The 10,834-nt window shown below is 70.5% G+C and carries 12 protein-coding genes and 1 pseudogene; 1 reads left to right on the top strand and 12 read right to left on the bottom strand.

Annotated features, from left to right (window positions below; translation table 11 throughout):
- The 3 genes from AC1DXV_RS25385 to AC1DXV_RS25375 all read right to left on the bottom strand — a co-directional run.
- A partial coding sequence (locus tag AC1DXV_RS25385) for a protein kinase domain-containing protein (protein WP_477936152.1) occupies positions 1 to 823 on the bottom strand: 823 nt, incomplete at its 3' end.
- Between the two features lie 179 nt (positions 824 to 1,002).
- Positions 1,003 to 1,617: a YdeI/OmpD-associated family protein gene (locus AC1DXV_RS25380; RefSeq protein ID WP_477936150.1), complete on the bottom strand. Its 615-nt coding sequence runs from the start codon at positions 1,615 to 1,617 to the stop codon at positions 1,003 to 1,005.
- Complete coding sequence (locus tag AC1DXV_RS25375) at positions 1,614 to 2,777, bottom strand: aminotransferase class V-fold PLP-dependent enzyme (protein ID WP_477866761.1); 1,164 nt, start codon at positions 2,775 to 2,777, stop codon at positions 1,614 to 1,616. The genes AC1DXV_RS25380 and AC1DXV_RS25375 overlap by 4 nt, the downstream gene beginning before the upstream one ends.
- A 145-nt stretch (positions 2,778 to 2,922) precedes the next feature.
- On the opposite strand from AC1DXV_RS25375, the gene AC1DXV_RS25370 reads away from it, so the two are divergent.
- Positions 2,923 to 3,813 carry an alpha/beta fold hydrolase gene (locus AC1DXV_RS25370; RefSeq protein WP_477866759.1) on the top strand — a complete coding sequence of 297 codons (891 nt, stop codon included), beginning with the start codon at positions 2,923 to 2,925 and terminating at the stop codon, positions 3,811 to 3,813.
- A gap of 13 nt (positions 3,814 to 3,826) precedes the next feature.
- On the opposite strand, the gene AC1DXV_RS35290 is transcribed toward AC1DXV_RS25370, so the two are convergent.
- The 9 genes and pseudogenes from AC1DXV_RS35290 to AC1DXV_RS25330 all read right to left on the bottom strand — a co-directional run.
- Positions 3,827 to 4,939, bottom strand: a complete 1,113-nt coding sequence (locus AC1DXV_RS35290) for a pectate lyase-like domain-containing protein (RefSeq protein WP_489740490.1) — start codon at positions 4,937 to 4,939, stop codon at positions 3,827 to 3,829.
- Positions 4,940 to 5,452: 513 nt separating this feature from the next.
- Positions 5,453 to 5,806 (bottom strand): annotated as a pseudogene (locus AC1DXV_RS25365) (hypothetical protein); the annotation flags it as partial.
- 202 nt (positions 5,807 to 6,008) lie between these two features.
- Positions 6,009 to 7,115 (bottom strand): beta/gamma crystallin-related protein, encoded by a 1,107-nt coding sequence (locus tag AC1DXV_RS25360; protein ID WP_477866757.1) that lies wholly within the window; start codon positions 7,113 to 7,115, stop codon positions 6,009 to 6,011.
- Between the two features lie 90 nt (positions 7,116 to 7,205).
- Positions 7,206 to 8,024 (bottom strand): transglutaminase-like domain-containing protein, encoded by an 819-nt coding sequence (locus AC1DXV_RS25355; protein WP_477936148.1) that lies wholly within the window; start codon positions 8,022 to 8,024, stop codon positions 7,206 to 7,208.
- Between the two features lie 41 nt (positions 8,025 to 8,065).
- Complete coding sequence (locus tag AC1DXV_RS25350) at positions 8,066 to 8,974, bottom strand: rhodanese-like domain-containing protein (protein WP_477936146.1); 909 nt, start codon at positions 8,972 to 8,974, stop codon at positions 8,066 to 8,068.
- A complete protein-coding gene (locus AC1DXV_RS25345) occupies positions 8,971 to 9,531 on the bottom strand; it encodes a type II secretion system protein (protein ID WP_477873522.1) in 561 nt (186 codons plus the stop codon). The genes AC1DXV_RS25350 and AC1DXV_RS25345 overlap by 4 nt, the downstream gene beginning before the upstream one ends.
- A complete protein-coding gene (locus AC1DXV_RS25340) occupies positions 9,518 to 9,898 on the bottom strand; it encodes a type II secretion system protein (protein WP_465113906.1) in 381 nt (126 codons plus the stop codon). Before AC1DXV_RS25340 ends, AC1DXV_RS25345 begins: the two co-directional genes overlap by 14 nt.
- Positions 9,892 to 10,371, bottom strand: a complete 480-nt coding sequence (locus AC1DXV_RS25335) for a type II secretion system protein (RefSeq protein ID WP_477873521.1) — start codon at positions 10,369 to 10,371, stop codon at positions 9,892 to 9,894. Before AC1DXV_RS25335 ends, AC1DXV_RS25340 begins: the two co-directional genes overlap by 7 nt.
- Positions 10,368 to 10,834 (bottom strand): cohesin domain-containing protein (locus AC1DXV_RS25330; RefSeq protein WP_477936144.1); only part of this gene is annotated, 467 nt, incomplete at its 5' end. The genes AC1DXV_RS25330 and AC1DXV_RS25335, both read right to left, overlap by 4 nt.

The following is a 10,834-nucleotide window of genomic DNA, read 5'->3' as shown; positions in this document are numbered from 1 at the left end:
ATTCGGCGACGCTGCGCAGGCGCTGCCGCGGATCGACCGACAGCGCGCGGTCGATGCCGGCAAGGAAGCGCGCGTCGTACGGCAGCCCGGTCAGCGGCCGGTGCACGCGCGGCACCGCCGCGCCGAGCGCGGCCTGGCCGGTGACGGCCGCGTGCAGCAGGCTGGCCAGTGCGCGCAGGTCGGTCCACGCACCGGGTGGCACCGGCGGCTTCTCGTCGACCGGCGCCGGCGTGCTGCCCAGCAGCACCGGCACGCCGACGCCGCGCACGACGACCGCCTCGGGCGAGATGCCGCCATGGTGGACCTGCGCCGCATGCAGCAGATCGACCGCATCGAGCAGCGGCGTCAGCATCGCGCGCAGCCAGGCCTCGTCGGGCGCGCGCGGCAGGGCCTTCAGCGCGCCGGCCAGGTTCGGACCCGGCACGAAATTCATCGCGTAGTAGGCGGTGCCGTTCTCTTCCCAGTGGCTCTGCACGCGGATCAGCGCCGAGTGCTCGAAGCGGGCGAACAGCTTGGCGCGCTGCACGAACTCGCGGCGGCCAGCCTCCAGCGCCGCGGCATCGCCGCTGCGCCGCGGCACCACCTGCCGGCCATCCTCGCGCTGCGCGAGCGCCGTCGGGAAATATTCCTTGATCGCGACCTGCCGCTGCAGCGACGAGTCCAGCGCCAGGTACACGACGCCCGAATCGCCGCGGCCGATCAGCTCGACGATGCGGAACCCGCCGACGCGCGCACCCGCCAGCAGCACATCGCTGGCCGGCACGGTGTCGAACTGCGTGGTCGGACCGAAGTCGGGTTTCTGGGGGGCGCGAGGCGTCGTCATGGTCGGAAGGTCATCGCTGCGAATCCGGCGGTGGGCACTCATTTGATCCGAGGGGATGGGGCGCCCGGCAAGCCGTTGTCATACATCGGGGGACCCCGTGAGAAAAGTCACGACAGGTAACCCGATCCCATCGACGTGTTACCAACGTTGGAGGATGACAGCGCGTCGCGCGCCGTGTATCAGGGGTGCAGTTTTTCATGGCGGGCCAGCATGGCCACCAGCGTCGCGATGCGGCGCTCGCGGGTCTCGGGCTTCTTCGCGGTCTGCACGCGCCACAGCACCGCATAGCGGTTGGCGCTGTTCAGCGTCTTGAAGAAGGCGGCGGCGGCCGGCTGGGCATCGAATGCGGCCTGCAGGTCGGGCGGCGTCGTGATGGTGCGCATCGAGTCGTAGGCCTGCTCCCAGCGGCCGTCGGCCTTGGCGCGATCGATCTCGCGCTGGCCGGCCGGCTGCATGCGGCCCTGTTCGGTCAGCGCCGCGACCTTCTCGCAGTTGACCTTCGACCAGATGCTGCGCGCGCGCCGCGGCGTGAAGCGCTGCAGCCAGTGGTGTTCGTCCAGGCCCTTCTTCTGCCCGTCGATCCAGCCGTGGCACAGCGCGACCTCGAGCGCCTCGGGGTAGCTGACCGAGCCCTTCTCGGCGCCCGGGCGCGAGATCAGCAGCCACAGCCCGTCGGAGGTTTCGTGGTGCTTGCCCAGCCAGGTCTCCCAGCTGCGGGCGGTCGCGAAGCGGCGGGCGCCGTCTTCGGGCGCCGCCTTCGGCTGGTCGGTCGACTTGCCGATCGACTTGTTCATGGCAGTTCCGCGACGGCGTGCGCGAGGCGCTCGATGTCGTCATCGTCGTTGTAGACCTGGGCCGACACCCGCACGAACAGCCGATCGCCGCGCGAGATCACCGGCGCCTCGATGCGCCGCTCGTCCAGCAGCCAGTCCTTCAGCCGCAGCGCCGCTGCCGCGTCGCCATGCGCCAGCCGCGCCGGCAGCGGCAGCGTGACCATGCAGCCGACCATCGCGTCGGGCGTCGCCCACGGCTGGCCCCACAGCGCGGCCAGGCGCTGCGCCGCGCGGCGTGCCAGCGCGTGCTTGTAGTCGTGCATCGCCGCCTCGCCGAGGAAGCCGGTGATGAAATCGATACCGTCAGGGGCACACAGATACGGCGTCGGGTCGCGCGTGCCGGTCCAGTCGAATTCCTGGTGCCAGCCGACGTCCAGGCCCCACGAGATGACGGGCGGGTGCAGGCCCTCGCGCCGATCAGGCGCGGCCCACAACAGCCCGCACGCGCGCGGCGCGAAGGCCCACTTGTGCAGGTTCGCGACATACCAGTCGACGCCGAGCGACGGGATGTCGAGCGGGATCGCACCGGGTGCATGGGCACCGTCGGCCAGCACCGGCACGCGGTGCGCACGGCACAGCGCCGCCAGCTGCGCAAGCGGCAGCACGAGCGCCGTCTCCGACGTGACGTGGTCGAGGATCACGAGCCGCGTGCGCGCATTCAGCACCGGCTCGAGCAGGCGCTGCGGCAGCGTTTCGTCGGACAGCGGGAACGGCAGCGCGAGCGTGACGACACGCGCGCCGTGCTCGCGCGCGACGAACGCGGCGGTGCGCGACACCGCGCCGTACGCGTGGTCGAACAGCACGATCTCGTCGCCGGCCTGCAACTGCAGCGAGCGCAGCACCGCATTGACGCCGGCGCTCGCGTTGTCGACGAAGACGAGGTCGTCCCCCGTCGCGCCGACGAAGGCCGCGACGCGCGCTGCGGCAGCACGCACCCGGGTGGGCTGGGCGGGGGCTTGCGGCGCGAGGCTCATCAGCTCGCGCAGCAGGAAGCGCGCCGGGTGGCGCTCGATCTGCTCGCGCAGGCGCTGCTGCGCATCGAGCACGCGGCGCGGCGTGACGCCGACGGTGCCGTGGTTCAGGTAGGTGGCATCGGGGTCGAGCCACCAGTGTTCGAGCATGTGTCGTCCGAAGCGCACTGTGTCGGTCCTCCCTGGCCATCGTGCGGCCAGGCGAGGATTCTGACGCAAGCGTGGCGGCCGGATCGCGTGGGCACGCCCTTTGCCGCGCAACGGCGCGTGCATTCGACGCTCACGGGAGATCGACGTGGAGGAACATCTCATGGCGCCAGCGCCCCGACGACGACTTCGCCTGTCCGGCGGCACCGAACTGTCGTTCATCACGGCAGGCGACGCGTCCGGGCCCTGCGTGCTGCTGTTGCACGGGACTCCGAATTCATCGCGGATGTTCCTGGAGGTCCTGCCCGAGCTGGCGCGGGCCGCTTTCGTCATCGCGCCCGACCTGCCCGGCTGCGGCGAGTCCGATGCGCTGCCGGCGGTGTCGTTCCCGGCCATCGGTCAGGCGATCTGCGACCTGTTGGACCAACTCTCGATCGGGCCGCGATTCATCTACCTGCATGACTGGGGAACCCCGGTGGGCCTGCAGGTCGCAATGCAGGCGCCCGAGCGGGTCCTGGGCCTCATCGTCCAGAACGCCAACGCGCATCGAACGGGGTGGGGGCCGGGATGGGCCGCGACACGGGCCTTCTGGTCGCACCCGAACGCGGACAACGAGGCGGCGGCTACCGCGCATCTCACCCTTGAGGGCACGCGCGATACGTACATCTCAGGCGTCCCATCGGAGGTGGCCGAGCGGATCCCCTTCGAACACTGGGAAGAGGACTGGCGGGCCCTGAATCTGCCGGGTCACATGGAGACGCAGCGAGCGCTGATTGCGGACTATGGGAACTACGCCTCCCGCTTCCGGGCCATCGCCAGGCATCTCGAGCGCTGGCAGCCACCGGCCCTGATGGTCTGGGGAAGGCACGACATCTATTTCGATCTCGCCGAGGTGCTGTCCTGGATGCGCGCGCTGCCGAGGATGGAAGCCCACATCCTCGACGCCGGTCACCTGCTGCTGGAGACGCATGCGGCTGCAGCGGTGCCACTGATGCTCGACTTCATCAGGCGCACTTCCTCAGCACCCCCAGCGCATTGACCGAAGCGCCACCCTATTGCGCCAGGTACCCGTTGTTCGCCCCATCCTTCACCGTCGGCCCGCGGTCGTTGATCACGTGCGTGATCTCGCCCTTGCCGCCCAGCGACACGGTGGCCATGCGCGTGAAATGCACGCCGGCCGCCGTCGGCGCCTCGATCGCGCTGCCCAGCTTGACCTGCGGGTTGGTCTGGAAGAAGCAGTAGATGCCGAGCCCGGTCGCCAGGTGGTTCGTCACCTGGCTGCCCAGCTTGTACGACGCATAGCCGTTGGCCGTGCCGTTCATCCACGCGGCCTGGTTCGGCACGTCGTACGGGATCTCGCTCTGGTAGAAGAAGAGCTTGCCGCCGTTGCCGTTCCACAGCGTCTGGTACTCGTGGAAGTGCTCGACGAACAGCCCGTACAGCGTCACGTCGGCACCGTTGACGATCAGCCCGTTGCGCGTCGTGTTGACGGTCCAGCCCACGCCTTCGCCGTGGTCGGCGCGCCAGATCCAGAAGTGGTCGCCCAGCACCTGCCGGCTGTTGATCACCAGGCTGGTGTCGGCCTTGCCCGGCCCGGCACCGCCGACGCGGAAGAACAGGTCGTGCAGCGAGCTCGGGTTGGCCGAGTGGTCGGCCGTGCCGTTGGTGCTGCCCACCTCCAGCAGCGACGGCGAGTTCGTCGTGCCGGCATCGAACAGCAGGCCGGCGATCTTCACGCCGTCGACATCGGCCACCTGCATCGCGGTGATGCCGCCATCCGGGATCAGCGTCGCGAGACCCAGCCCCAGCACCACGGTGTTCGCCTTCGTGACCTTCAGCGTCTCCTTCAGGTGGTAGACGCCCGGCGTGAACAGCAGGTGCTTGCCGCCGGCCAGCGCCGCGTTGAGCGTGGCGGTGCTGTCGGCGGGCTTGGCGACGTAGAAATCGGCGATCGGGATCGACTGGCTCGGCGGCGCGTTGTTGTTCAGCCAGCTCACGCCATGGCTGTTGCTGCGCACCGACGGCACGACGACGGCGTAGCGCCCGTCGGTGCCGACCGTGAGGAACGGCTTCTCGCGCACCGACGGCGTCTGCGCCACGGTGGTGTGCGGCGTGCCGGGCCAGGCGTTGCCGGCGGGCGCGTTGTCGCTGCCGACGAACACCATGTTCCACACGCCGCCGCTCCAGCTGCCGAAGGCCGCGTTGCGCGACATCCATTGCTGCTGGCTGCCCGAACCGGTGTTGCCGTCGATCTTGCTGTCGGCGATGAAGCMGCCGCTGGACCAGCCGCCGCCGGGGTCGAGCGTCATGCTGCCCTTGACGTGCATGCGGCGGAACGGCGCAGCCTGCGCCACCGCCCACAGCAGCGATTCACCGTTCTGCGGCGCGACCGACAGGTTCTCGGCACCGCGCCAGAAGTTCTGCGTCGCATTGCCGTTGAACCACGCCGCATCGACCTGCGTGCGGCCGTTGATCGTCACATCGTCAGGCGAGGCGCCCAGGCCCAGCACCTGCGTGTAGAAGCCGACGTTGATGTTGACCCGGTAGGCGCCCGGCTTGAACGCGAGCGCATAGCGCTCGGTGCCGAACTGGTTGGTCTGCTGCGTCGCGAACACGGCATCGACCTGGGCCTGCAACGTGGCCTGCGGCGTCGACGGATCGAACACCAGCACGTTCGGGCCGAGGTCGGGCGTCGCGCCGGTGTCGGGCACCGGGCCCGGTGCGGGCGCGGGGGACGGGCTGGGGGCAGGGCTCGGCGCAGGGGCCGGAGAGGGGGTCGGTGCGGGTGCGGGTGCGGGTGCGGGTGCGGGTGCGGGTGCGGGACTCGGCGAGGGAGCCGGGCTCGGACTCGGTGCAGGCGACGGTGCGGGTGCGGGCGCCGGCGAAGGCGTCGACGAACTCGGCGGGCTGCCGGCCGGCGCATCGTCCTTGCCGCCACCGCAGGCGGCGACGGCCACCGCTGACGCGAACATCGCCGCAAGAAGCGCGGCACGCGAGGCGGTGCTCGGGCGGTTGGAATCGTCGGGATGCATGGAGCTCTCTTCCTGTTACACAGAACGGTTTCGTTCGATGACGCAGAAAGCGTGCCTTTGTCACGAACCGGTCTGCCGCAGAAGATCTGACGATTCGTGCGTGATCACCCCCGGCGCGCGATGGATCGCATGCCGCGCCACGATGGCCACGCGCGCAGCGCGTCCATCGTGTAAGCAGCCATTGCCGGCTCAGGAACGGAACTCAGAGACGCGGTTCGCCGTTCTCGTTGACGACCACGGTGCGCCCCGGCGGCGCGGTCATCTGCACGTGGTGCTCGACGCCGCGGAACTGGTAGGCCACGTCCCAGTACTCGGGGCGGCCCTGCGCCGGCACGGCGGCGCAACGCTGCACGTCCTGCGTGGAGACGGTGCGGCCATCACGGCCGACATTGGCGCCGATCACCGCACCGGCCACCGCGCCGCCGACGGTCGCGACGTCGCGGCCCGAGCCGCTGCCGACCTGGTGGCCGAGGATGCCGCCGACGATCCCGCCGATCACCGCGCCGCCGACGTTCGGGTCGCCGCGCTCGTTCTTCACGACCTGCTCGCGCTCGATCCAGCAGCGCTGCGTGGGTGCGGCATAGATCGCATGCACCGCCGTCACCGGCGCTTCGAAGATGCGTTCCTGCGGGCGGCGGCGCCAGTCGTAGACCGGGGCCGGCGGCGGCGCGTAGCGGCCTTCGTCATAGCGTGCCGCGGGGTGCAGCGCGCGCACCGACGACAGCCGGTCGTTCAGGCCCATCGAGCGCAGGTCGGGGTAGCGGCCCGGGCGCAGGATCACGCAGCGCCCGCTGAAGTCGGCGTGTTCGCAGGCCTCCCAGCGCTCGCCGAGCACGATCACCGACGACGCGCGGTCGTTGAAGCCGAAGCGGTCGAAGTTGACGACGTCGCGCTCGGTGCTGAACGCGCGGCCCTGGAAGCCCTCGCGCTCGAAGAAGGTGATCTGCCCGTCCATCGGCTGCGGCGCGTAGCGGCCTTCGTCATGGCGGCGGTCGCGATCGACCGGCCGGGCCGACGACAGCTTGTCGTTCATGCGCATCGAGCCGAGCGACGGGTAGCTGCCGGGGCGCAGGATGAAGCACTGCCCGCCGAACTCGATGTGCTCGCAGACCTCCCAGGGTTCGCCGCGCACGACGATCGACGAGGCGCGGTCGTTGAAGCCGAAGCTGCGGAAATCGGACAACGGGTCGCGGGCGGCGAAGCTGCGCCCGCCGAAGTTGTCGTGTTCGTAGAAGGTGGCCTCGGCCGACGCGGCACCGGCACCGGCAAGCGCACACAGTGCGAAGAAGAGCTTCAAGACAGCTTTCATGGAGATTTCGTCCTTGGTGGTCGGCATGTGGTGCTCACAACGCGGCCAGCACGACATCCGACGACCACCGCCTGGCGCGCCTCCCCTGCTTTACATCCGGACACGCAAACGGCCGTCCATCCGGAATCGGTGTGCGAGGCCGACCGGGTTGAGGGCCTCGTCGCGGTACAGGCGGAATGCCACGTACTGCTCGACCGGTGTGAGCCAGTGCTCCTTCTGCGCATCGAGCAGGCGCCAGGCGCCGTCCAGGTGCAACTCGGCCCAGTTGTGATACTCCTCGGCGCGCGGCGCGGCACTGCCTTCGGTGACGTAGCCGCCCACCATGCGCGCCGGAATGCCGTTCGCGCGCGCCAGCGCCACCGCGAGGAAGGCGTACTCGGTGCAATCGCCGCGCCCCTGGCGCAAGGCCTGCAGCGCGCCCAGGTCGTCGGCGACGTAGCCGGCGTATTGCAGGCGGGTGCGCACCGATTCGTAGATCGCCTGCGCCGTCTCCATCGCGGTGCTGCGCTTCAGCGCGGCGGCGGCCTCGCGGATGCGCGCATCGTCGGCCTCGATGTAGCGTTCCGGTTTCAACCAGGGGCGCGGGTCGTCCAGCGACGATGGCAGCGGCGAGCGGCGCATCGCGACATCGAAGCCCAGCGCCACCACCTTGGTGCCCCAGGGCGCCATCGGCGGCAGCGGCAGCTTCAGCACCGCCTGACCGAGCGGGTCGGGGTTCAGCTCGTGCGGCAGCGCGCAGTTCACGCGCAGCAGCTTCTGCGCCGGGCCGTCGACCAGCGGCGCATACAGCCACAGCACCTGGTCCTGCAGCGTCTCGCCCGTCGGGTTGGTCAGCGTGATCGAGAAGCGCAGCTGGCGCTCGAGCCCCGCCTCGGCGCCGGCAGCGCGCATCGACAACCCGGCGGCCATCCACGCCGCCCCCCGGCACAGCACAGCCCGGCGCGACGCCCTCACAGCCCGCATGCCGGTTGCTTCGGCCCGCGCGCCTGCGCCGTCCACACCTGCTGCTGCTGCTTCATCTGCTTCGCGTACGCATCGGCCCCGTCGGAATAGACCAGCAGCGGCAACGGCGCCAGCGCGCTGCGCAAGGCCAGCAGGTCCGCGGCCGGCAGCTCCGGTGGCACCACCAGCACGACGGYCGCGATGGCGCGGTTCTTCGTCGCCTTGCGCTGCGCCGCCAGCGCCGCCTGGAGGGCCGGCAGCCCCGCGTTGCCGATCACCCGCGCCTGCGGCAGCGCGGCCTGCACGCGCGCCTCGCCCGGCATCACCAGCACCAGGTTGGCGTCGAAATGGCTCTCCAGCCACAGTTCCGGCGCGCTGAGCCGGGGCACCTCGTTGGCCAGCGCATGGCGTGACAGCACCGGCCGCCCGGAGCCCAGCCAGGCCGGCATGCCGCCCTGCAGCACGCGCACGTCGCGGAAGCCGGCAGCCTTGAGGGTCGAACACGCGGCGTAGAGCTCGCGCTCGGCCTTGCCGTTGCCCAGCAGCACCAGCGTCTTGTCTTTCAGGAAGGGCTTGCGGGCCACTTCGGCGGCTGACACCTGCAGCGCGCCGTCGATGGTCGCCAGCTCGCGCTCGGGAGCGCTGCGCACGTCGACCAGCGTGGTCTGCGGCTCGCCGGCCAGGCGCGCCCACTGGTCGACGCCGAGCCGGCACGCCAGGTCGGGCTTCGGCTCACCAGCCCCGCGCAGCGCGGCGTCCGCCGGCCCGTTGAAATCGTCGCGGCGGCAGATGCCGGTCGACGGCTTGACGTCCCTCAGCGCGTCGGGCAGCGCCGAGCCCGGCCGCACCGTCTGCGACAGCACCGGCCCCGCGGCCAGCAGCAACCCGATCGCGAGCCCTCGATGCCAGCGCGTCATGGCGCACTCGCTCCGGGGAAGGGCGCCGATGCCGCAGATGCCGCACTGGCCGCGCTGGCCGGAGCACCGGCCGCGCCATCGCCGCGCAACAGCAGGTCGGCCGGGTAGGTGAACACCCAGTCGCTGTACTTCTGCTTGCCGCGAAACGCCATGTCGTCCGCCTCGAAATGGTCCTGCTTGATCGGCTGCCGGCCCGACAACGAGTACACGCCGACGATGCGCCCGCCGACACGCATCAACCCCCATTCGGGCTTGCCCGTCATCGGGTCGACGAACACCTGGCGCAGGTAGCGGCGCAGGCCCGGGCTGCGCTTGTCGCGCAGCAGGTCGTCGAGCTCCGCCGGGTACTCGCGCCGCCCCGCCGTCAGCTGCGTCTCGTAGTAGCGGCCGATCGCGCGCCGGAACTGCTGGCCGATGCCGAGCAGTTCACGTTCCTTGTCGCGCTGCGCCGCGGTGCTGTAGACCTCGCTCGCCGCGGCCAGCCCGATGCCCATGAAGGCCACCACCAGCAGCACCCACAGGTACGCAAATCCCCCTTGCGGGCTACAGCGTCTCATAAGGCTTCCCGTCATGCGCCGCGCCGGTCGCCCCGCTCTTCACGTCGGCGATGCCGGTCTGCTCGCTGTCCTTGGGCGGCACCAGGATCCAGCTGCGGTCCGATTCGGTCACCGGGTCCGTCGGCACCGCGCGCAGGTACTTCTGGTCGACCAGGTCCTGCAGCGTCTCGGGGTAGCGGCCCTTGTCGGCGTAGTACTTGTCGAGCGTGGTTCGCAGCACCTGCAGGTTCTCCTTCAGCACCACGTCCTTCGACTTGTCGAGCGAGCCGAAGTAGCGCGGCAGCGCGATCGCCAGCAGCAGCGCGACGATCGCCATCACGACCAGCATCTCGATCAGCGTGAAGCCACGGCGCACGGTGTTCACCATTGCTTGTACGCCACGCCGTTCAGGCCCTGCCGGCCCGACTTCGAATGCACGTCGAACACGTCCTCGCCCTCGGCCGGATCGTCCGGCGGCGAGGCATAGCTGCGCAGGGCCCAGGTCTCGGCCGGCTTCAGCGAGGCGTCGGCCGCCATCGGGTCGCGCGGCAGCGCGCGCAGGAAGTAGATGTTCTGCTTCGTCGGGCTGCGCTGGTCGGGCACGCCGTCGACCAGGTCGTCCAGCGTCTTCGGATAGCCGCTCTCGCCCAGCTTCTGCACCAGCCGGCCCTGGTCGGATGCGCGCTTGTAGGCGTCCAGCGCCTCGCGGATCTGCAGCAGCGCGCTGCGCAGCTCGCGCTCCTTGTCGCGCTGCACCGCCACCTGCGCCATCGGCACGGCCACCATCACCAGCACGCCCATGATGGCCAGCGTCATCATCAACTCGATGAAGGTGAAGCCGGCGGCGCGCCTGCGGATCACGGCAGCACCTTCACCAGCTGTTCGGCCGGCAGCGCCAGCGGCATCGCCGGGGCCGGCTCGGGCGTCGCCGACAGCAATTGCAGCTTGCCGCTGCCTGCCTTGAGCGCCTTGAACGACACCAGCAGCACGTTGCCCGAGCCGTTGACGCCGGCATCGGCGCCGGACGGGTTCTGCCGCACCGTCGAGACGAAGAGCTTGCCCTGCGCCGGATCGGAGCGCTGGTTGAACAGCGTGCTGCCGCCGGCCTGCTTGAAGAAGTCGCCTTCCTGCGCCTGCACCAGCTGCAGCATCTGCGGGTCGAAGCCCAGCAGCAGCGGCAGCCCGCGCAACGGCCCCTGGCTCGACAGGCGCAGCACCGCGGTGAACTGCTCGCCGACCTTGACCTGCGCCGGCAGCTGCCAGCTCAGCGAGACGGCGCCTGGCACGGTGGCGGCCGGTGCCGGCGCGGCAGGCACGACCGCCG

This window comes from Rhizobacter sp. P3_C12, assembly GCF_056402735.1.
Note: the sequence above shows the minus strand (reverse complement) of the source record. Positions and strands in the feature narration are given on the sequence as shown.